This is a genomic window from Metaclostridioides mangenotii (assembly GCF_017873185.1).
In the GTDB taxonomy this organism is placed as follows: domain Bacteria; phylum Bacillota; class Clostridia; order Peptostreptococcales; family Peptostreptococcaceae; genus Metaclostridioides; species Metaclostridioides mangenotii.
Genome location: NZ_JAGGJX010000001.1, coordinates 373,186 through 394,454, shown reverse-complemented (window position 1 = coordinate 394,454; position 21,269 = coordinate 373,186). Strand labels below are relative to the sequence as shown.

General features: G+C 30.0%; 22 protein-coding genes. 6 read left to right on the top strand and 16 right to left on the bottom strand.

Annotated features, from left to right (window positions below; all coding sequences use genetic code 11):
• Window positions 1-217: 217 nt before the first annotated feature.
• The gene (locus J2Z43_RS01910) at window positions 218-1,744 is read left to right on the top strand and encodes a recombinase family protein (protein ID WP_209455601.1); all 1,527 of its coding nucleotides are present in this window, start codon (window positions 218-220) and stop codon (window positions 1,742-1,744) included.
• 144 nt (window positions 1,745-1,888) lie between these two features.
• Here the strand turns inward: J2Z43_RS01910 and sufU are convergent, their stop codons facing one another.
• From sufU to sufC, 5 genes are read right to left on the bottom strand one after another with little or no spacing between them, the layout of a single operon-like run.
• On the bottom strand, window positions 1,889-2,317 hold the full coding sequence (gene sufU, locus J2Z43_RS01905; protein WP_209455600.1) for a Fe-S cluster assembly sulfur transfer protein SufU: 429 nt from the start codon (window positions 2,315-2,317) through the stop codon (window positions 1,889-1,891).
• Window positions 2,307-3,530 (bottom strand): cysteine desulfurase, encoded by a 1,224-nt coding sequence (locus tag J2Z43_RS01900; RefSeq protein WP_209455599.1) that lies wholly within the window; start codon window positions 3,528-3,530, stop codon window positions 2,307-2,309. The genes sufU and J2Z43_RS01900 overlap by 11 nt, the downstream gene beginning before the upstream one ends.
• Window positions 3,531-4,589: a SufB/SufD family protein gene (locus J2Z43_RS01895; RefSeq protein ID WP_209455598.1), complete on the bottom strand. Its 1,059-nt coding sequence runs from the start codon at window positions 4,587-4,589 to the stop codon at window positions 3,531-3,533.
• A gap of 11 nt (window positions 4,590-4,600) precedes the next feature.
• The gene (gene sufB / locus J2Z43_RS01890) at window positions 4,601-6,007 is read right to left on the bottom strand and encodes a Fe-S cluster assembly protein SufB (protein WP_209455597.1); all 1,407 of its coding nucleotides are present in this window, start codon (window positions 6,005-6,007) and stop codon (window positions 4,601-4,603) included.
• Entirely contained in the window at window positions 5,994-6,779 is a 786-nt protein-coding gene (gene sufC, locus J2Z43_RS01885; RefSeq protein ID WP_209455596.1) for a Fe-S cluster assembly ATPase SufC, read from the bottom strand. The genes sufB and sufC overlap by 14 nt, the downstream gene beginning before the upstream one ends.
• Before the next feature lie 571 nt (window positions 6,780-7,350).
• On the opposite strand from sufC, the gene J2Z43_RS01880 reads away from it, so the two are divergent.
• Window positions 7,351-7,527 (top strand): hypothetical protein, encoded by a 177-nt coding sequence (locus J2Z43_RS01880; RefSeq protein WP_330617427.1) that lies wholly within the window; start codon window positions 7,351-7,353, stop codon window positions 7,525-7,527.
• 44 nt (window positions 7,528-7,571) lie between these two features.
• Window positions 7,572-8,015 carry a VanZ family protein gene (locus J2Z43_RS15375; RefSeq protein ID WP_209455595.1) on the top strand — a complete coding sequence of 148 codons (444 nt, stop codon included), beginning with the start codon at window positions 7,572-7,574 and terminating at the stop codon, window positions 8,013-8,015.
• Window positions 8,016-8,768: 753 nt separating this feature from the next.
• On the opposite strand, the gene J2Z43_RS01870 is transcribed toward J2Z43_RS15375, so the two are convergent.
• The gene (locus tag J2Z43_RS01870; protein ID WP_209455594.1) at window positions 8,769-8,969 is read right to left on the bottom strand and encodes a hypothetical protein; all 201 of its coding nucleotides are present in this window, start codon (window positions 8,967-8,969) and stop codon (window positions 8,769-8,771) included.
• Between the two features lie 234 nt (window positions 8,970-9,203).
• Between J2Z43_RS01870 and J2Z43_RS01865 the strand changes: the two genes are divergently transcribed.
• The 3 genes from J2Z43_RS01865 (at window position 9,204) to J2Z43_RS14665 (ending at window position 11,496) form a co-directional block, all read left to right on the top strand.
• Window positions 9,204-9,395: a ferredoxin gene (locus J2Z43_RS01865; RefSeq protein WP_027702099.1), complete on the top strand. Its 192-nt coding sequence runs from the start codon at window positions 9,204-9,206 to the stop codon at window positions 9,393-9,395.
• A 195-nt stretch (window positions 9,396-9,590) separates the two neighbouring features.
• Complete coding sequence (locus tag J2Z43_RS01860) at window positions 9,591-11,111, top strand: recombinase family protein (protein ID WP_209455593.1); 1,521 nt, start codon at window positions 9,591-9,593, stop codon at window positions 11,109-11,111.
• Window positions 11,112-11,274: 163 nt separating this feature from the next.
• A complete protein-coding gene (locus J2Z43_RS14665; RefSeq protein ID WP_234925932.1) occupies window positions 11,275-11,496 on the top strand; it encodes a hypothetical protein in 222 nt (73 codons plus the stop codon).
• A 156-nt stretch (window positions 11,497-11,652) separates the two neighbouring features.
• On the opposite strand, the gene J2Z43_RS01850 is transcribed toward J2Z43_RS14665, so the two are convergent.
• The 10 genes from J2Z43_RS01850 to J2Z43_RS01805 all read right to left on the bottom strand — a co-directional run bounded on the left by J2Z43_RS01850 (window position 11,653) and on the right by J2Z43_RS01805 (window position 21,087).
• Window positions 11,653-12,477, bottom strand: a complete 825-nt coding sequence (locus tag J2Z43_RS01850) for an undecaprenyl-diphosphate phosphatase (protein ID WP_209455592.1) — start codon at window positions 12,475-12,477, stop codon at window positions 11,653-11,655.
• 58 nt (window positions 12,478-12,535) lie between these two features.
• Window positions 12,536-13,273, bottom strand: coding sequence for an ABC transporter permease (locus J2Z43_RS01845; protein WP_209455591.1), 738 nt, complete (start codon window positions 13,271-13,273; stop codon window positions 12,536-12,538).
• On the bottom strand, window positions 13,266-14,186 hold the full coding sequence (locus tag J2Z43_RS01840; protein WP_209455590.1) for an ABC transporter ATP-binding protein: 921 nt from the start codon (window positions 14,184-14,186) through the stop codon (window positions 13,266-13,268). Before J2Z43_RS01840 ends, J2Z43_RS01845 begins: the two co-directional genes overlap by 8 nt.
• Before the next feature lie 126 nt (window positions 14,187-14,312).
• Entirely contained in the window at window positions 14,313-15,155 is an 843-nt protein-coding gene (locus J2Z43_RS01835; RefSeq protein WP_209455589.1) for a sensor histidine kinase, read from the bottom strand.
• A 67-nt stretch (window positions 15,156-15,222) separates the two neighbouring features.
• Window positions 15,223-15,909: a response regulator transcription factor gene (locus J2Z43_RS01830; protein ID WP_209456345.1), complete on the bottom strand. Its 687-nt coding sequence runs from the start codon at window positions 15,907-15,909 to the stop codon at window positions 15,223-15,225.
• A gap of 143 nt (window positions 15,910-16,052) precedes the next feature.
• Window positions 16,053-16,937 carry a kinase gene (locus tag J2Z43_RS01825; RefSeq protein WP_209455588.1) on the bottom strand — a complete coding sequence of 295 codons (885 nt, stop codon included), beginning with the start codon at window positions 16,935-16,937 and terminating at the stop codon, window positions 16,053-16,055.
• A 107-nt stretch (window positions 16,938-17,044) separates the two neighbouring features.
• Entirely contained in the window at window positions 17,045-17,734 is a 690-nt protein-coding gene (locus tag J2Z43_RS01820; RefSeq protein ID WP_209455587.1) for a DUF554 domain-containing protein, read from the bottom strand.
• Between the two features lie 37 nt (window positions 17,735-17,771).
• Complete coding sequence (locus J2Z43_RS01815; RefSeq protein ID WP_209455586.1) at window positions 17,772-18,293, bottom strand: prolyl-tRNA synthetase associated domain-containing protein; 522 nt, start codon at window positions 18,291-18,293, stop codon at window positions 17,772-17,774.
• Window positions 18,294-18,506: 213 nt separating this feature from the next.
• Window positions 18,507-19,577, bottom strand: coding sequence for an SIR2 family protein (locus tag J2Z43_RS01810; protein ID WP_209455585.1), 1,071 nt, complete (start codon window positions 19,575-19,577; stop codon window positions 18,507-18,509).
• A gap of 163 nt (window positions 19,578-19,740) precedes the next feature.
• Window positions 19,741-21,087: a M20 family metallopeptidase gene (locus J2Z43_RS01805; RefSeq protein WP_209455584.1), complete on the bottom strand. Its 1,347-nt coding sequence runs from the start codon at window positions 21,085-21,087 to the stop codon at window positions 19,741-19,743.
• Between the last annotated feature and the right edge of the window lie 182 nt (window positions 21,088-21,269).

Genomic DNA, 21,269 nt, shown 5'->3' with positions numbered 1-21,269 from the left:
CACCCACCCCCTACTTGATTTTATGACTATATAAAATTGTCCTATTACTTTGTTTCAAATAATACTGTTTTATCAATTGAAAGTTTCATCTTTTTAGCATAAAAGATAGTACTCTTCTTTTATACATACGGACTTTTGTTCCATGTTTTCTCTATAGTGATAATAATTATCTCTTAAACATATAATTACTATAGACAGGTTTTAAGGGGGTATACAAATGAATGTGGCAATATACTTGCGAAAGTCACGTGCAGACTTAGAGGCTGAAAAGAATGGTGAATTTGAAACTCTAGACAGACATAAATCTACTCTTTTAAATATTGCTAGAGAGAAAAATTTAAATATAGTTGAAATTAAAGAAGAACTTGTGAGTGGCGAAAGTCTCGTTAACAGACCTAAAATGATGGAATTGTTAAATGATGTTAAGAATGGCTTATTTGATGCTGTTCTAGTTATGGATATAGATCGCTTAGGGCGTGGAAATATGCAGGACCAAGGACTTATATTAGATACATTTAAAGAAAGTAATACTAAAATAATAACTCCTAGAAAAATCTATGACCTTAATAATGAGTTTGATGAAGAATATTCTGAGTTTGAGGCATTTATGGCTCGTAAAGAATTAAAATTGATTACTAGAAGGATGCAAAGAGGTAGAATAAAGTCTATTGAAGAAGGTAAGTATGTAGCTACTAACCCACCCTATGGATATAAAATTGAATATCAAAACAAAGATAGGTATCTTGTTGTAGATGATGAAAAATCTGAAATTGTAAAAATTATATACAAATTGTATAGCGATGGTAATGGTGCTAATAAAATCGCTAGTTATCTTAATTCACTAGGCTATAAAACTACAACTGGAAGAACTTTTTATGATAAATTAATAAGAGATATTATTAAAAATAAAGTCTACTGTGGCTATATTACTTGGAATACTACTAAAAGGAAAGGTTCCAAGAGTTCTAAAACTGAAAAGGATAGCTGGATTATAGCAAAAGGAATTCATGAACCTATTGTATCTGAAAATCTTTGGGATAAATGCAATAGTATAAGGTCTAAAAGGAGTATTTCATCTACTCCGAATAATGTTCTTACTAACCCTTTAGCTGGCATTGTTAAGTGCAGTTTATGTGGTTATACATTGGTCGCAAAGAGTTCCACATCTAAGCATAAAGATGGAACCAATATATATACAAAATATATGGTCTGCTCAAATTGTTTAAATAGAAGTACTAAATTAGATATTCTGGAAAAAACTATTATTGAGTCTTTAGAACGATGGCTTGTTGGATATAAAATTGATATTTCTGAGAATGATATAAAAAAGAGCAATTCTACAATCATAAAAGATTATAAAAAGATGTTATCCAATCTAGAAAAAGAACTCGATGAACTCGCTAAACAAAAAGATGGTTTACATGATTTTCTAGAAAGACGTATCTACGATATTGATACTTATTTAAATAGGTTAAAAAATATAAGTGATAGAATTGATACTATAAATGATTCTATTAAGCATATAAAGAATGAAATTAACAAAGAAACAGAAAAAAATCAAGCAAAAGTTGAATTTTTACCTTCACTTGAATACCTCCTAGAAAATTACGCCACGTCTACTATTGAAGAAAAAAATAAATTATTAAAATCTGTCTTAGATAAAGTTACTTATACCAAAAACCATAAAAAACGTGATGAGTATGACTTTGACATAGTACTTTATCCAAAACTATCCTATCAGTAAAATTAAAATATCCAAACATTAGTACAAATAAAAGTACACATAAAAAAGCAGTGGTATTGAATGCTTCAAAACCACTGCCAGATCAATTTCTTCAGGTCGTAAAATAATTAATGCGATAATACGTCTTATCTACAAAGCTTTTAACTAATTCTCTTCTACTGCATCTTTTAATGTATGCCATGCCAGTACTGCACATTTAACTCTTGCAGGCATATTTGAAATGTTTTTAAGTGCCATAGCGTCTTCTAGTTCTTCTAATTGATCTTCATCTGTTATTTCTCTTTTTATCATTTTTAGAAAAGTATCTACTAAATTTAATGCTTCTTGTTTTGATTTTCCTTTTATTAAATCTATCATCATGGATGTAGAAGCTTGTGAAATTGCGCATCCGCTTCCTGTGTATGAAACATCCTTAATTGTATCCCCATCGAAAGCAATCTCTAAGGTAATATCGTCACCACAACTTGGATTGTGCCCTCTTTTGCACACATCAGCATGCTGTAAACTTCTTTTATTTTCTTTATTGGCATTGTGCTCCATAATAAGTTCTGTGTATATTTCATTAAGATTCATATCCTAAACACCTTCTTACTCCTTGTAGTTTTTCAACAAAATAATCAATTTCTTCTATCGTATTGTATATATAAAAGGATGCTCTGCATACAGCTCTATACCCCATATGATTTAAAAGTGGCTGCGCACAGTGACTTCCAGCTCTGATACAAATACCGTCCTGATCAAGAATCGATGCCACATCATGAGGATGTACATCTAAAACTTCAAAAGGTATTACTCCAATTCGCTTCTCATTTTCACTGCCGACAATTTTAATATAAGGTAGCTTCTTCAACTGTTCAATAGCATAAGTTGTTAGTTTTTGCTCGTGTGTTTGTACCTCATCCATTCCAATTTTTTCTAAATAGTCAATTGCAGCTCCAAGTCCAATGATTGCTTCTACATTTTGGGTCCCTGCTTCGAATTTAGATGGTATAGCTGCAAACTCAGTGCTCTGCTCTTCTACATATTCAATCATATCTCCGCCATAAAGAAATGGTGGCATTTTGTTTAAATATTCTCTTCTTCCATATAAGACTCCTACACCCATTGGAGCTAATAGTTTATGTCCAGAAAATACGTAGAAATCTGGGTCTAGTTTGCTTAAGTCAACACTCATATGCGGAACTGCCTGTGTTCCATCTACAACAGTAATTGCACCGTATTCTTTGCTTATTTTTAGGACTTCTTCTATAGGATTTATAAATCCTAAAACATTAGATACTTGTGTAATAGCAACTACCTTTGTTTTTTCTGATATCTTGTTGAGAAAATCCTTCATATCTATAGTGCCGTCTTCATTTAGATAAATATATTTTAATGTTGCACCTTTTTCTTTTGCAACTTGTTGCCATGTAACTAAATTAGAGTGATGCTCTTGTATAGTAATAAGAACTTCATCGCCTTTTTCTACAAAACTTCTTCCATAGCTTTGAGAAACTAAATTTAAAGCCTCTGTTGCATTTTTAGTAAAAATAACTTCTCCCGTTTTATCTTCTATTTTCAGAAAAGATTTAACCTTACTTCTCACATTTTCCATGGCTTCTGTAGCCTTAACAGATATACTGTACGAACCTCTATGTGGATTTGCATTATAGCCATTGTAATAGTCTAAGATAGCATCAGTTACATATGTTGGCTTTTGTGTAGTTGCGGCATTGTCTAAATATACGAGTTTCTTCTGATTTTCTGATTCCATTAGGATAGGAAAATCTTTTTTATAATTTCTCATTTACAACACTCTCCTTTGTATAACAGATTTTATTTCATCTACTATTGATTGATGTGCTATTTTATCTAAAATAGGGTTGAAATTACCCTCTATCATCATTTTCTTACTTTCTTCTAAAGAAAGTCCTCTACTCATTAAGTAAAACAGTTTATCTTCGTCGATTCTTCCACATGAGGCCGAATGCTCTCCATATACATCATCTTCTGTACATAAAATCAAAGGAATAGCCCTATTTCTAACTTTATCAGATAAAAGCATTACTTCTTCATGCTCTCGACCATTGGCTTTTTTAGCACCTTTTTTAAAGTCGATTGTTCCTCTAAATATTTTTTGAGCTTCTCCGTCTAAAACTCCTTTGACATCTATATCGCCGCTGCTATTTTTACCTACATGCTCTAGATAATAATTCATGTCTAATTGGTCCTTATTTCCAGCTAAATACATGCCTGTTATGCTACCTTCAGCTTCTTCCTCTAAATGTATATTCAGATTATCAACTGTAACGTCTGATCCCAAATTAATATGAATAATCTCTATTTTAGAGCCTTTCTCTGCTTTTACAATTGTTTCAAATACATCTAAAGAATCTTTTTCCAAGAAATTGACCTTAATTATCTTACCTATAGATCCTGGTTTTGCATGAATCTCTCTAATTCCTAAGTGAGTTCCTACACCTTTTTGAACAAATAAGAAGGTTCCATTAACCCCTTCTTCTAAAATAAATTTCTCTCGTTCAATATAAGTTTCCTTATCTAAGTTGTATTCAAATACCATTGGCTCTTTAGTATCTTCTTTTATATTAATAACTTGTACTTTATTAGTATTATCATTGATATAACTTCTAAAAGATTCGCCCATTGGAATCTGAGAAGGTAGAATTTGAGTTTCAACTCCTAGAAGTTCCTCTGAAAATACAACATTGCCTTTATCTTTTATACTTCTATGTATTTGACTCTTCTTTTCATAGAAGTCTCTATTTTCAATATTACATTCGTTTACTCCCAGCCATCTGTAAGTGGATACTGGGGATTCATTTATTTTTTTTAATGTATTCGCCATTTCTTATCCTCCTATCCGATAGCACCTTTTAGCTCTAGCTGGATTAATTGATTCATTTCTACTGCATATTCCAAAGGTAGTTCTTTTGCAACAGGTTCTGCAAATCCTCTTACTATCAATGCTCTAGCTTCGTCTTCACTAAGTCCTCTAGTCATCAAGTAGAAAATAGATTCGTCACTTATTTTTCCTATCTTAGCCTCATGACCAATATCTACTTTATCATTCATTATGTCTATTACTGGGATAGTATCTGATCTAGATTCATCATCTAACATTAAGGATTCACAAGATACATTTGCTTTAGCATTTTCAGCCTTTGGTCCAATTTTAACCACGCCTCTGTAATTGGCAACCCCTCCATCTTTACAGATAGATTTTGAGTTGACATTAGAAGAAGTGTTTTTTCCTATATGTACTACTTTTGCCCCTGTATCAAGTACCTGTCCATTTCCCGCAAAAGTAATACCTGTAAATTCTGATGTAGAATTATCTCCTTTTAAAACACTCATCGGATAGAGCATAGATACCTTAGATCCAAAAGATCCAGACACCCACTCTATTTTTCCGTCTTTCTCAACAATCGCTCTTTTAGTATTTAAATTGAGCATATTTCTTGACCAGTTTTCTATAGTTGAATATCTAAGGCTGGCCCCTTCTTTTACAAAAAGCTCTACACATCCTGCATGAAGGTTGGTTACATTGTATTTTGGTGCAGAACATCCTTCTATAAAATGTAGAGATGCACCTTTTTCTACGATGATAAGAGTATGCTCAAACTGTCCAGCTCCTGGTGAATTCAATCTGAAATACGATTGTAATGGAATATCAACATGAACACCTTCTGGAACATAGACGAATGATCCTCCTGACCACACTGCTCCATGTAATGCAGCAAACTTGTGATCATTTGGCGGTACTGCTTTCATAAAGTATTTCTTTACTATATCCTCATGTTCTCTTACAGCTGTTTCCATATCTGTATAGATAACGCCTTGTTCAACTAATTCCCTCTTAATAGAGTGATATACGACTTCTGAATCGTACTGTGCACCGACTCCAGAAAGAGAAGCTTTCTCTGCTTCCGGAATTCCTAGCAAATCAAATGTCTGTTTAATATCTTCAGGAACTTCATTCCAATCTTCTTTCATATCTACCTTTGGTCTTACGTATGTAACAATTTGACTCATATCTAATTCACTTAGATCTGGACCCCATGGAGGTAAGTCTAATTCTTCATAAGTTTTTAATGATTTAAGTCTAAACTCCCTCATCCAGTCCGCTTCGTTCTTACCTTCTGAAATTTCCACAATGATTTTTACATCTAGACCTTTATCAGCTTTAAAAGAGTATGTATCTTCGTTTTTAATATCGTAGATACCGCGATCAATATCTTCGACATATGTTTTATCTTCGGCCATGATCTTCTCCTCCTTCTTTACTTTCATCAGATGATTCTAAAAACTTTTCATATCCATTAGTTTCAATCTCATCTGCTAAAGATTTAGGTCCTGTAGCAATTATTTTACCTGCTTTCAATACATGAACATAGTCGACATTAATATTTTCTAGTATTCTCTTGTTATGTGTTATAATAATGACGCCATTATCTGAGTTAGCATATAAGTTCACTCCGTTTGATACAACTTTCATAGCATCTACATCAAGCCCAGAATCCGTCTCATCTAGAATTGCCAGTTTAGGTTGTATAGTTAAAAGCTGAAGAATTTCATTTTTCTTTTTCTCTCCGCCTGAAAACCCAACATTTAAGTATCGTTTAGATAATTCTTGATTCATCTTTAATTCTTCCATTTGCTTTTTGAGATCTTTATTAAATGCTAAAATTTTTGGTGCCTTACCATTTTGAGATGTTACCGCTGTACGGAGAAAATTCTCTACTGTTACACCATTTACTTCTTCTGGATTCTGAAATGATAGGAATATACCTTTTTTAGCTCTTTCATCTACCTTTAATTCATCAATTAATTCTCCATCAAACAGTATACTTCCACTCTCTAGCTTGTATTTAGGATGTCCCATTAATACATTAGCTAGAGTTGATTTTCCAGCACCATTAGGACCCATTATTACGTGTATTTCACCTTTGTTAACTTGAATATTTAAACCATTTAAGATACTCTTTCCCTCTATACTGGCATAAACATTATCTATATTTAATAATCTACGATTCATATATATACTCCTCCTTTTTTAATTCCTACTAAAACACTCGGATTTAACTTTAGAATACTCTTTTTGATAATAATTGTCAATATCATTTTTTATAAAATTTTTTAATCTGAATATATTAAACTAAACTAAGCAAAGTAAAATAAAAAACTCAAATAAAGTTTGAAATTTAAAAATGACCTCCTATAGTTATTTATATTTAACTATAGGAGGTTATTTTTTATATTTGAAAACCTGAGTACCACTAAGCTAATAAAAAAGAGTTCTATTTGCCCTATTCTTTTAAAAATCATCTATAATATTTTATGTTAAAATTATATATTTCAAACTAAAAATTAGGTTCAAGCCTTTCTTCAATAGTGTAAGTTGTTCCGTAACATTTAATATAAATGCATAAAAGTCGAGTTTATTTATAGTGCCAATATTTGAATACCTGCACCTTCATTATCTACAACTTGGAAAAAATGATAGTCATCTAGAGATTAGGGATATTTTTTATGAAATTAAAAAGTTTATTTTAATATATAAATCTTATCTTTAATGTTACAAACAAACTGATAATCAATTTGGCGTAATGGCTGGTGCATTTGCAGGTGGTGAAGCTGACTATACTACAGCATTTGAACCAATTGCAACAACTATGGAAAAAGAAGGTAATGGATATATAGTTGCATCTATAGGTAAAGATTCCGGAGAAATACCTTTTAGTACTTCGCTTAGTATGAAACACCGAAATGATACTTTATATTGAATATAGAAATATAACTATTATTTAATACCCAGATTTAAGTTGTATTGAAATACGGAGTTTTAACTTCAAATGGCCTAAATTTCCAACAAAATCAAATTAATATTATTCCATTGCGTTGGATAGGAAGTGGATTTTTGACATATATTGAAAATATTATACTTTTTATGCCTCTTGGATTTTTATTGCCTTTTACCTGGGAAAAAAATGAGTCCATATGGAAAACTAGTTTATTTGGCCTATTTTTATCATTTTCAATAGAGTTTAGCCAATTGTTTAATTGGAGGGTATCAGATATAGATGATCTAATGATGAACACAATAGGAACAGTTTTTGGCTACTTAATATTTAAGTTATTTTGTACTAGATATTCTGCTTTTAATTATAGAATTCCTGGCATAGTTTTTAATAAAAAATTCTCTATAATCTTAAATCAAGAAGCCTATTTATATGTAATTATAGCATTTTGCACAAAAATATTCTTTAGCTGAGAATATATGAAGTTCTTTAATTGATAAGCATTTATACTTGAGATAAGCCACATTACATTCTAGACTTATCTTCTGTTTCTGCATAGAATTTATTACTTTATGATATTTTTACTTTATATTAATTTACTTTTAATACTTCTTCATCAGCTCTTGAGATCCTGTCTGAAATACTAAACTTTTTTCCTTCTTCTTCACCCATCAAAGCTACTTCTGCATGACCAGAGAATTTAAGTTCAGCCTGCCTTTACTTTTCCATCAAATTTTATATTTTCAAAAGCATTAACTACTTCTTTATCTTTAACCAAAACTAATCCCCATTCTTGGTTGTTCTCTTTTTGTTCATCAAATTGTTTAGTTAAGCCTCTAATAAAACCTAGTGATCATTTTCTAATCCTTTTACACTTAAACTATCTTTTTTATATTTATTTTGTATTCTTTTTACACTCGAAGATATACAATCTAAAGCATAGTCAAATACTAAATTACACAATTTCACTATATGAATTATATTATCATAATTTTTATTAAACTTAATTCTTTAATAAAATTTTTCCCATACTTTTAATTGTTAAACAAAAATAATAGGTAGAGAAACAAATCTCTACCTATTGAAATTTACATTTTAAATTAATGTATCTCTTGATAAATTATCCAGATACCGTTTTTGTATCTCTTGGCAATAGCTGGATAGAAAATATTTATAATGGAAAAGATCAATCCTAAAAATGAAGATTAGACTAGTTTATAACAAGTCTAATCTTCATTTTCTCTAGCTGCAATTCCCCTTAATATATCTATATGCACCTGTTTAATTTCCTCAAGTACTTTATCATTTTCTTCTTTAGAGTTTCTTGCATAGTTTATATAAATTTTACTATTTCCAACTTTGTACAGTCTATCCCAACTTGTACCATCCTGTGCTTCTACATTGCGTCCGATTAGTTCTGCTGCCATGTAAATCACCCCCTACTATGGTTTATGTTTATTGAAATTTGTCCTATTACTTTAAAATAATTTAACTACGTTAATTTCATAAATTTTGATACTATCTACATATCCTTAATATAAAACATTAAGTTATTAAGTATTTTTTTAATTTAAATGTCAAGAATAAAAGGATCGGAGATTTTAAATAAACCGGTAAATAGGTAATAAAATAATTTTAATAAATATAAAGGAGGATTTAATATGAAAGCTAAAGTCGATAAAGATTTATGTATTGGATGTGGTTTATGTCCGTCTATTTGTCCTGAAATTTTTTCTATGGATGATTCCTCAGATAAAGCAGTGGCAAGTGATAAGGAAATCGGTAAGGATTTAGTTGATACAGCTAAAGAAGCTGAGAATAGTTGTCCTGTAAATGCAATAGTAGTTGAATAAATTGTTAAATGAGTTAGTGTTTATAGATAATTTTATGCTATGAATGCAATCTCACTTGCTATTCCTAAAACAAAACTAAACGGTAGCTTTGATTTTAAAGCTGCCGTTTAGTTATTATATTCTAAATTACCTCTAGTAATAATAACAAATACATATCAGTATAATTAATATAGAGAACATTTAGGAGTGATACTGATGAATGTAGCAATATATTTGCGTAAGTCTCGGGCCGACTTAGAAGCCGAAAAAACAGGTGAATTTGAAACACTGAATAAACACAAATCTACTCTACTAGACTTATCAAGAGAAATGAAATTAAATGTAGTAGAAATAAAAGAAGAACTAGTATCTGGTGAATCGATAATACATAGGCCAAAAATGATTGAACTTTTAAAAGAAGTTGAATCCAATAAATACGATGCTGTACTTGTAATGGATGTCGATCGCTTGGGACGTGGAGATATGAAAGACCAAGCGATCATACTTGAAACCTTCAAAGAAAGCGATACAAAGATTATAACTCCAAGAAAGACGTATGATTTAATGGATGAGTTTGACGAAGAATATTCTGAGTTTGAAGCTTTTATGGCGCGTAAGGAATTAAAGTTGATAACAAGACGTATGCAACGAGGATTAATTAAAAGCATTGAAGATGGAAACTACCTTTACAGGCTTCCACCATATGGTTACGATATTTTTTATACGGATAAAAGAGAACGTATATTAGTTCCAAATGATCAAGCCGATATAGTTAAACTGGTATTTGATTTGTATATAAATGAAAATATAGGAAGTACGAAAATATCTGATTACCTTAATAACAGAGGTATAAAAACATATACAGGTTGTGAATGGTATGGATCTGCTGTAAGAAACATTATAAATAACAAGATTTACTGTGGCTATATTGAGAGAAAAAAGAAAACTTATAGTAAAAAAAAGGACTCAACAGGCAAGCGAATAGTTAAAAACAACGAAAATAGAGATAGGATACTTGTAAAAGGTAAACATGAGCCTATAATATCAGAAGAAACCTGGAACCAGGCTCAAAAAATAATAAAAACTAAAGGTCATGTAGGTCATAAGAACGAACTTAAAAACCCATTCTCAGGTATTATCAAGTGTAAATTATGCAGTAAATATCTTTCTTACCGTCCTAATAAGGATAGAGCAACGCAACTGATATGTTCAAACAAATGTGGAAATAAGGGTTCAAAGTTTGAATATATTGAAGAATCCTTCTTCGATTCTCTACGATCATCATTAAATCTGTACAAAATAAAAACTGAAAAAGAAGATATTAGCAGTTACAACGTTAACTTTGAAAGGGAGTTAAATAAAAAGGCACTGCTCGACCTCGAAAATGAAATTAAAGAATTATCTAAACAGAAAAATAAATTATTTAAGTTTTTTGAAAGAGGTATCTACGATGAAGATACTTTTTTAGAAAGGTCACAATACATAAAAAATGAAATTATCCAAACTGATAAAAATATAGAAATCGTAAAATCAAGATTAAAAAATATAGATAAAGACAACAATGAAATTGCAATAGGAATTAGGGAAATTTTAGAATTATACCCTGTCACTGAATCAATAGTAGAAAAAAACAAATTATTAAAATCAGTTGTAAAATATGCTACATACTATAAGAGTAAAGATCAAAGGCTTGATGATTTTGAATTACATATAGAATTAAAAATATCTGAAGAGTAGTATTTTCAATAGGCTCTATCTAGGCGAAATACCTTTTACTGCGTATTCAGCTACTAAATCTTATTTAAAAGATAATTCTGACCTAGTTCAGAGATTTACTAATGCTGTTTATAAAGGACAATTATGGGTCCAAGAAGCTTCTGATAAAGAAATTGCTGAAACAATGAAACCTTTTTTTAAAGATATATCTATTGAAGATTTAACTACTGTGGTAAATAGATACAAATCAATCGATGCGTGGTCACAAGATCCTCTTCTTAAAAAGGAGAGTCTAGATAGACTTATCGCTGTAATGAAAGAAGCAAAAGAACTTGATAAAGATGTTTCTTATGAAGATATAGTAAATACTGATTTTGCTAATACGGCTATAAAAAGTATTAAATAAGTAAATCATAAATAAAGGTTGTTTGTAGTCTTTTAGATTACAAGCAACCTTTTTCTTTATCTTATGATTTCATACAATATTATCTTGATGTATTTCAGCTATTTTAAATTACGGAAAAAATTATCATTTTTAGTTTTATACTTTAGTATTGTTTATCTAAAACATAAAGAAATACGCCAATACCAAAATTCCTAACACTATTCTGTAATAACCAAATACTTTAAAGTCATGTTTTTTAATATAGTCCATAAATAATTTTATTACAACAATCGAAACTAAAAATGCTACTACGGATCCAACTATTAATATAAGCCATTCAAAACTAGTAAATGCAAAACCAGCCTTAAGTAACTTTATCGCACTAGCTCCAAACATTGTAGGTATCGCCATAAAAAATGAAAACTCAGCTGCCACATATCTAGAAGTCCCTAAAAGTACAGCTCCTATTATAGTCGAACCAGATCGTGATGTACCTGGAATTAGGGCTAGACACTGAAATACTCCTATTGCTAATGCAGTTTTATACGTTACATCCTTAAAATTGTTATACTTCGGTGTTTTATTTCTATTTTCTAAAAGTATCAAAATTACACCATAAGCTATTAATGCAATAGCTACTACAGTTGAATTATAGAATAGTTCATTTATTTTGTCTTCAAATAATACCCCAACTATTCCTATTGGTATTATTGATATTATAACCTTTATCCATAAATCAATCGTATCGCGTTTTTGTTCTGAATTTTTATCGCCGTCAAATGGATTTAATTTTTTAAAGAACAACAATACTACTGCTAGTATCGAACCCAGTTGTATAACAACTAAAAACGTATTTATAAATGTATCAGAGAAGTTTAATTTTAAAAACTCATTCACTAAAATCATGTGTCCCGTGCTACTTACTGGTAGCCACTCTGTAATTCCCTGTATAACTCCCAATAGCACAGATTTTAAAATTTCTATAAAATTGAATGCTTCCAATTTCTTACCTCCAATTTCTTACTTAATATTAGTTTAAGTAAAATTTTTAATATCTAAATTACTTTATATCATCTTTTTCGAAATATATTAAACTGGCAATAGTACCAAAAATAAAAGTTACAGCGATTATTAAATATGAAGTTAAATGTGATGTATTATATTTATCTATAACACCTGAAACTAGTAAATACGATGTAGTCCATGGAAAATAGACACCTAGATCAGAATTTGACAACATAATATTGGCCATTACAACTGAAATCATAAATATAATTGGTGCTATAATATTTTTTGAATACATAGTAATGAAAAATATTGGTGTAGAGGTTAAAAATAAAAAGACACCTCCTAATAAGTAAGCTTTTATAGATGTAAAAATATCTTGTGACCTTAATGATTCTGCACCACAAATAAATCCGAAAACTATTGTTGCAATCCAAGAGATAATAGTCAAAAGAATAATCCATATAAATAATGTTATAAACTTTGAAAATATAAAGGATATCTTTGGGATAGGTACTGTAATAATTGATTTTAAAGTATTTTCAGAGTATTCTCTACTAATTAAATAAGCCGCGATTACACCGTAAAGCACTAGACCAAATAACATCATTATATATAGGTTTGTACTTTCAAATAATTGGGCGAATGTAACTATTTTCTCGGGATTGTCGAGCTTTGATTTAATAATTTCGCCAGAAATCATCAGTGGGGCAACTAAAGCACTTAATAAACTCAATGTAAATATTTTGCATCTCTTTAGTTTTAATATCTCACAGTATACCAAATTAACCAATTTTACCACCACCAATCAGATTTGAAAAATAATCTTCTAAACTTTCTTCACTAATATTGATTCTAAAAACATCAATATCATTTTTCACAAATAATTTATTAAGTTCAGATCTTAAATTAAAATCTGTATAAATACGTATACTGCCATCACCGTGGACACTATAATCTTTAATATTGTATTTTTCTTCAAGTAATAAACATGATTTATTTTCATTTGATGTTTTAAATTCCAAATATCTTCTATTTCTTTTATGAAGTGTAGCCATCGACACTTCTTCCATCATTTTTCCATCATGTATTACTCCGATTGTATCTGCTAATTGCTCAATTTCATTGAGTATATGGCTTGATAAGAATATTGTAGTTCCATTCTCTTCACACAACCTTTTTAAATAGCTTCTTATCTCTTGAATACCTACTGGATCTAGACCATTTATAGGCTCATCTAAAATCAAAAGCTCTGGATCGTGCATAATAGCCGATGCTATACCTAATCTTTGCTTCATTCCCATTGAATAATCTACAAAAGGTTTCTTCAATTCCTTATCTAAATCAACTATTTCTAAAGCTCTCTTCACAGAATCTTTTCTTTGTATGCCTCGAAGCTTAGCGAATATCTGTAGATTTTCTTCTCCCGTTAAATTTTCATAAAATCCTGGGTACTCTATTATCGAACCAATTCGATTGTACACCTTTTTTGAATTTTTATATTCTTTGTTTCCAAGTAGCTCTATTTCTCCAGAAGTAGGTTTTGTTAAATTCATAAGCATTCTCATGATAGTTGTCTTCCCTGCCCCATTTCTCCCAAGAAGCCCATAAATCTCACCTCTTTTTACATTTATATTTGCAGAGTCTACACTTTTTTTCTCGCCAAATTTTTTAGTAAGAGATGTTGTCTTAATTATATAATCCATGTTAATTCCTCCTGTCCTTTTATTATTATAACAAGAAGCCACTTACGCCAGCCTTAATCAAATCTTACAATTCCCTTAATTTTAGTTTTAAATACAAAAAACGCACATAAGTACGTTTTAATAGTTCTATAAAATTGGAAATTGCAATATAAACTCAGTCCCATATCCAATTTTACTTTTAACATCTATTTTTCCACTATGCATATCCATAAACTCTTTTACAATACTAAGTCCTAGTCCACTTCCTCTTTTGCTCCTAGACTTATCACATTTATAAAGTCTATCAAATACAAATCTAATACTATCTTCATCAATACCATTTCCATTATCCTTTATATATATTTCTACATATGAATCAGATTTTAGAGTCTTAAATTCTATGCAGTCTCCAGCGTATTGTACTGCATTTTGTAATAAATTAGAGATTATTCTATTAAAAGCATTTTCATCTATATTTACATTGTATTCATCTTCTGGTATATCAACTTTTAAAGAGATTTTATTTTGTTCAAAAACTGGTCCCCATTCAATTATGTTCTCCCTTAACAATTCATTTATATCTTTAACTTCAGGAGAGAATAGTATCTCTCTCGATCCAATTTTAAACAATTCAAATAAGTTATCTACTAACTCTTTCAGATCATATGCTTTTTTTCTAGAAGTTCTAATGTACTTTATTTTTTCATCATTATCCAATATATCGCTCTCTAAAGCGTCTAAGTATCCTAGCAATGATGTAAGTGGAGTCCTTACATCATGTGATAGGCTAGTCATCAGCTCCTTGTTTGCTTGTTCTGTCTTTTTCTGTTGTATTAGTTTCGCTTGATAGGATCTAATTAACTCATTTGTAGCTAATCCCACTTCAGAAAATACTCCCGATCCTGATTCTGATACAAATATATTTATCTTATCGTAATTTTTAGCTGTTTTTATAATATACAGTAGTTCTTTGAGTTTTGCTCGAAACATTATAATATACAAAAACATTAAAATGCAAATAATAGAAAGAATTATAATTAATACATCCTTAATAATATCATTCACCTCCAAATTTATAGCCAACGCCCCATACTGTTTTAATAAATTTAGGGGCATCGGGTTTATGCTCAATCTTTTTTCTTAGTCTTCGAATATGGACCATTATATTATTATCATCAAATGCGTAGTCTTCTTCCCAAACATTTCTATAGATCTGTTTTTTAGTAAATACTTTTCCTCTGCTTTGTGCTAAGAAATACAATAAATCAAATTCTTTAGCTGTTAGATCAATTTTTTTATTATCTACTGTTACTTCTCTGGTATCTGGATTTATTACTAAACCATCAAAACATAGCTCTTTTTTGCTTATAGATTCATTAAAATATGTAGACCTTCGTATAAGAGATTGAACTCTAGCAATGAATTCATTCATGCTAAATGGTTTCGTTAAATAGTCATCTGCTCCTAATCTAAGACCTGACACCTTATCTATCTCACTGTCTTTGGCTGTCAACATAAGTATTGGCACAGAACTTGATTTCCTAACCTCAGTTAAAATTTCAAAACCACTCTTCTGAGGTAGCATTATATCTAATATTACAAGTTGATAAGAATTTTCTAGTACTTCCTGTAAACCGCTAACACCATCATGTCTAAACTCAACTAAATAATTTTCTATTTCAAGGTATTTTTTTAAAACTTCACATAAATCTTTATCATCATCTACAACTAAAATTTTATGGATCATATATAAACTCCTTTCAATCGATACTATATACGACTTTATATCTTTTTAATCTATCATTTTCATTACAAATATGTCTTTAATTATAGATTAAAAATAAAAAAATAACTATAAAAAATAAAAAAGGACTGTGATTACAGTCCTTAGGCATTTGCAAAAGTATATATTGCATCTAACTTTGTAACGAAAAAACTCTCACCTTTACATCCAATATATTTAGCGTATTTTTCAATTTTTTCTTTCATTTTATCATAACTATCGTAGAAACTATCTCTGTTTTCTATTAAAGAATCAATATAACTATTCATTAGACCTTCTTTGTATTCATCCATAGAATATCCTAAAAATTTTGTCAAATTGTCAATTTCATTAAACAAATCTCCATCTTCTTTAATAAGAAACTTGTATAGGTCTTCCCTGTACGGATTTAACTCTATTATCTGTTTTACAACCTTACATTCGTCTGGTTTGCTGATAAATCCATCTTTATAGTTATTAAAAAGCGCATTTGATTGATTTATAGACTCTTCATCGATATAAGGACGAACTTTAGTTATTTTATTTTCCAATAGCACATCCACAACAGCAAAATGTATGTTAAAGAAGTCTTCTTGTATAAAAGAATGTAACTTATCTACTGCAGCTTCAATTTCTTGGATATTTACAATATTATTTTTCTTATTTTTATTTGGAATTAAGTATGACTTATTGTAGTTGTTGAATAGTCTATAAAAATCTAGGTATTTATCGCAGTAAATATCTTTAAACGTATCTACATCTATGGTTATAATCTCATAACCTACAATAGTCTCTACACCTAACTTAAAAGCTTCTGTAAGATATTTATCTCCTAACTTTAGACCTCTCTCTGAAATCTGTTTTAAAGAGTGAAAATTCTTCATACAATCATCTTTAAACTTTTTACTTTCTTCGATTGCTCTAAATTTAAATAACTTCCTAATAGCATTGTAATTTTCCATCTGTACATCAAATTTAATATTTGCATCATTTATATCAAATGTAATCATATAAATTATACCTCCAAAAATTTCTTATGTATAATTAATTTGATTACAAATGTGATTATCCTTCTAAATAAAATATTTGTCTAAACTTTTCTCGATACTGTATACGATTATAGTAGATTTATTAGACCAAATAAAATTGGTAAAAATACTGCTGGAAGTAAGTTTGCAACTTTTATCTTTGTAATCTCTAAAAGATTTAGAGCAATTCCTATTATAAGCAAACTTCCAACAGCAGTTAAAGCCGTAACAACTGCATCGCTTAAAAGTGTTGATAAAAATGCAGCTCCAATAGTTATTAAACCTTGATATATAAATACTGCCACTGATGAAAATATAACTCCTATACCTAGAGTAGTTGTAAATATAATTGCAGAAATTCCATCTAATAATGCTTTTGTAAAAAGAGTCTGATGATTTCCAGTAAGTCCACTTTCCAGAGCACCAACTATTGCCATCGCCCCAACACAGTAAATTAAACTAGTTGTAACAAAACCCTTAGCTATAGAAGTTTCTTGGTCGTCTCCTTTTGAAAACTTCTCTTGTAAAAAATCTCCGAGTTTGTTTATTTTCTTATCTATATCTATTAGTTCGCCTATTAATCCGCCAACTGCAATACAGATCACTGTTATTAAAGTATTTTCACCTTTTAAACTGCCTTCTATTCCTATGTAAAGTACACAGAGTCCTAAACCACTCATTATTGTTTTGCTTACTCTATCTGGGATTCCTTTTTTAATAAATAATCCCACTATGCATCCTACTGCTATTGCCAAACTGTTTACGATTGTCCCCAACATGTCATATATTCCTTTACTAGTAATTGATCTAATCTGTCTATACTTCTATATTTTCTCTATAATTTTCTAAGCTTTCTAAAAACTTTTCAAATCCATCTAAAGGTAAGTTAACCATTTTAGTATTTATATTTGGATGGAAATTTAGATTCTCTCCATTTAGTATATCCTTATCTACAAACAATTTAACCTTATGTTCTTCATCATTAATAAGAGAAAAAGGATTGACACTTCCAGGTGTTAGCTTTAAAACATTTAAAAGCCTCCCTGGTGATGCAAAAGAAAGCCTTGTAGATCCTATTTTATCTTTCAATAATTTTAGATCGACTTGTTTATCTTCCCTAACTACAATTAGATAGTATTCACTACCTTTTGAATTTCTTAAAAATAAATTTTTACAGTGTGTTCCTTTTGCTATGTCTTTTATTGCTACAAGTTCTTCAGCTGTATAGAGCGGTTCGTGTTCAATCACATCGTAATCTACGCCTAAGCCATCTAAAGTCCTGTATACTTTATTTTCGTTTTCTATAAGTTCTTCAGATGATAATTGATTATTTTCCATAATTTTTCCTCCTTCCAGTACGTGTTGATTTTTAAATCGCTATATATTGTATAATTAAACGATATTTCATAATAGACTAAATTGATATTCTATTATGAAAATTGAAGTTACTAAAATCAATTATATCTCTTTATTACATATTATTCTAGTTATTTCTACATAAATTTTACTTATTGTATAATACTTATATATAAATAAAACATATTATCCTATTTATAAAAATTCAGTTGGATTTTCTGCAAAATCTTGAAATGATTTTCTAGTAAAAACTGTGTTTTCTCCTAGAAATCTTCTATATCTTTTTTCTTCTTTTTTTAGAGTTACTTCTTGCTTATCCTCATGGTTATTGTACACAACAAATTTCAAAGGTGGTTTTCTTCTACTTCCTTGTACTCTTTTCAATAGATACTTTATGTGAATGTCAGCCTCGGGGAACGAATAGCCACAAAATACAACGACATCTGCATCTCTTAGTGAATTTTGAGCTGCATTCCATACTTTTGATATATGGATATTTGATATATTTTTAAAATAAGTAGGTGGTATTACAATAGGCACAGTATAGTCACCACAATCGAGACATCTTGTTTCTCTAGCTCTTTGAAGTTGTTTCATAACGCCTCCTTCATAAGGTGTTATAGTAACTCCATTACAAACTGGACAGTAAAGCCAGTTTAGTGAACCATGGATCTTGTAGAGCTTTATAGAAGGCTCAGTCGGCCTTCTCCAACTGTTTTCTAGATTAAAATTAGTAAAATCTATTCCGTAATCTAACATTACATAGTTGTTTATCTTATCACTCATAGTAACAATAGTATTATCTATACATATATCGTAATTTGTACTTATAAATGTAGTATCGAGTAAAAGCTCTTTATCAATTAAATTCCTTATTAAAGTATTGTGATTAGTGCTTTCTATATCTAATTTTGCATTTAATACTTCCGCCATTAAAAATATCAAATACTGTCTCATATATCTAATGCTATCGCTCTTTTTATTTATATCTTCAAGTCCAAAATTTCTAAACGACTCTCCTCTCTGCTCTGCTAAATCTAAAAGACCTAGTACTTCTTCAAATGTTGGAAAGTTAATATCATTCATATCGTCATTCATAACGTCAATATCAAATATCTGCTTAAAAAACCTGAACAACTCGATATTCATCTCACTTTCAAAATCTTTTTCCTTAAGATTTCTAAAATAAGCGCTAAATAGTTCATTTTGTATAGGAAAATTATCTGAAGCAGATGCTCCAGCACCCAAAAATACTGCTAATTTCATGTCACTACTCCTTTTAAAATATCGTTATAATAAATGAAGTGCCTTAAATAGATATATCAAAATAGATATTTCTGATTTGAGACACCTCATCAAAACTTAAAAGTTAAAATTTAATCTTTTGTCGATTTGTTTTTTAAAATTTTTAGTTGCACTTTATTCCAATTTAAATTTTAAGAAGCTCGTAAATCGCCAATGCGTATATTTTAGAAGCTTTAACTATATCGCTAATTATAGCAAATTCATTTGCTTGATGCTCTGTTTTAGGACTTCCAGGAAAAACAGATCCAAATGCTACACAATTATCTAAAGCTCTTGCATATGTAGCTCCTCCAGACGAAACTGGAGAACCATCAAGGCCTGTTTCTTCTTCATAGACTTTTCTCAGAGTCTCGACAAGTAGGCTGTCTTTAGGAATATATATAGAATCTAAAAAGTCGTATTCTTCATATTTCAATTGGAATTTTTCTGCTAATTTTTTCAAATTAGAAACTACCTCTTCTACTTTGTATGTCACAGGAACTCTTATATCTAGACCTGCTATTTCTTCATCATCTTTAATTAGCAATTTACCAGCATTTACAGTCAGTTTGCCAGATATATCATCTTCACAGTTTTTAACTATATTTTGTCCATTTGCATCTTCTCCAATAACTTCGGCCAAAAACTTTACAGTATTTGATTCAACTCCTATGTTATTTAGTGCGATACAAAGTCTTGTAAGCGCATTTATTCCAGTCTCACTCACAGCAGAGTGAACGCTCTTACCATTTATAGAAATCTTGTTTCCATCGACTATGTATTCATATTTTAGTCTATCTAACTCTTTTTTTAATATATTTATGTGTTTGCCGATGTATATTGCTTTACCTGGCACAGCATTTAATGATTCGCCTACACTTAAATTTATATCATTGTTGCTCTTGCAGCTTAAATTTACTTGTAAAAGTCCTTTTTCAGCATTGATTATCGGAAATTTAGCATCTGGCGTAAATCCATAAGTTGGTATTTCTTCATTGTTTTCTTTGTATTTGTTTATACATCTCCAAAGATTTTCTTCATCCGTTCCAAATATAAATCTAATACGCTTATTTAACTTTAATCCCAAATCCACTAGAGATTTAGCTGCGTATATTGCTGAAATAGTAGGTCCTTTATCATCTTGCGTTCCTCTTCCATAGATTTTACCATCGTCTATAACACCTTCAAACGGAGGAAACTTCCAACTTTTATGGCTTCCTTCAGAAACCACATCTACATGCCCTAGAATTCCGATAATTTCCTCGCCTTCACCGATTTCTGCATATCCATAGTATCCATCTTTGTAAACTGTTTTAAATCCAAGCGACTCGCATAAATCCAACATATATCTAAGAGCTTTATCTATGTTTTCACCAAATGGATAATTACCTTCTTTTTCAGAAATTACACTTGGAATTTTAATAGCTCCTTGTATTGAACTGATCATCTCACCTTGTAGGCTTTCTACTTTATTTAGTATATCTTGCTTCACAGCATCACCTCCAGTATCGTAATTATAAAATCTTCTAATTAAAGAGATCTTAAATATTTATTTATTACAAGTTATCACTGATTTATGATCTCGCTAACTTATTATTTTTACTTATTTCTTATCACTTATTTTAAATTACTTATTTCGTATTTTGCATTATCTATATTAAACATTTTGGTCCT

Excerpts from the sequence above, each read along its gene's own strand:
- J2Z43_RS01910 (WP_209455601.1), top strand. The coding sequence starts at position 218 with ATGAATGTGGCAATATACTTGCGAAAGTCACGTGCAGACTTAGAGGCT.
- sufU (WP_209455600.1), bottom strand. The coding sequence starts at position 2,317 with ATGAATCTTAATGAAATATACACAGAACTTATTATGGAGCACAATGCC.
- J2Z43_RS01900 (WP_209455599.1), bottom strand. The coding sequence starts at position 3,530 with ATGAGAAATTATAAAAAAGATTTTCCTATCCTAATGGAATCAGAAAAT.
- J2Z43_RS01895 (WP_209455598.1), bottom strand. The coding sequence starts at position 4,589 with ATGGCGAATACATTAAAAAAAATAAATGAATCCCCAGTATCCACTTAC.
- sufB (WP_209455597.1), bottom strand. The coding sequence starts at position 6,007 with ATGGCCGAAGATAAAACATATGTCGAAGATATTGATCGCGGTATCTAC.
- sufC (WP_209455596.1), bottom strand. The coding sequence starts at position 6,779 with ATGAATCGTAGATTATTAAATATAGATAATGTTTATGCCAGTATAGAG.
- J2Z43_RS01880 (WP_330617427.1), top strand. The coding sequence starts at position 7,351 with ATGGCTGGTGCATTTGCAGGTGGTGAAGCTGACTATACTACAGCATTT.
- J2Z43_RS01870 (WP_209455594.1), bottom strand. The coding sequence starts at position 8,969 with ATGGCAGCAGAACTAATCGGACGCAATGTAGAAGCACAGGATGGTACA.
- J2Z43_RS01865 (WP_027702099.1), top strand. The coding sequence starts at position 9,204 with ATGAAAGCTAAAGTCGATAAAGATTTATGTATTGGATGTGGTTTATGT.
- J2Z43_RS01860 (WP_209455593.1), top strand. The coding sequence starts at position 9,591 with ATGAATGTAGCAATATATTTGCGTAAGTCTCGGGCCGACTTAGAAGCC.
- J2Z43_RS14665 (WP_234925932.1), top strand. The coding sequence starts at position 11,275 with ATGAAACCTTTTTTTAAAGATATATCTATTGAAGATTTAACTACTGTG.
- J2Z43_RS01840 (WP_209455590.1), bottom strand. The coding sequence starts at position 14,186 with ATGGATTATATAATTAAGACAACATCTCTTACTAAAAAATTTGGCGAG.
- J2Z43_RS01835 (WP_209455589.1), bottom strand. The coding sequence starts at position 15,155 with ATGTTTCGAGCAAAACTCAAAGAACTACTGTATATTATAAAAACAGCT.
- J2Z43_RS01825 (WP_209455588.1), bottom strand. The coding sequence starts at position 16,937 with ATGATTACATTTGATATAAATGATGCAAATATTAAATTTGATGTACAG.
- J2Z43_RS01820 (WP_209455587.1), bottom strand. The coding sequence starts at position 17,734 with ATGTTGGGGACAATCGTAAACAGTTTGGCAATAGCAGTAGGATGCATA.
- J2Z43_RS01815 (WP_209455586.1), bottom strand. The coding sequence starts at position 18,293 with ATGGAAAATAATCAATTATCATCTGAAGAACTTATAGAAAACGAAAAT.
- J2Z43_RS01810 (WP_209455585.1), bottom strand. The coding sequence starts at position 19,577 with ATGAAATTAGCAGTATTTTTGGGTGCTGGAGCATCTGCTTCAGATAAT.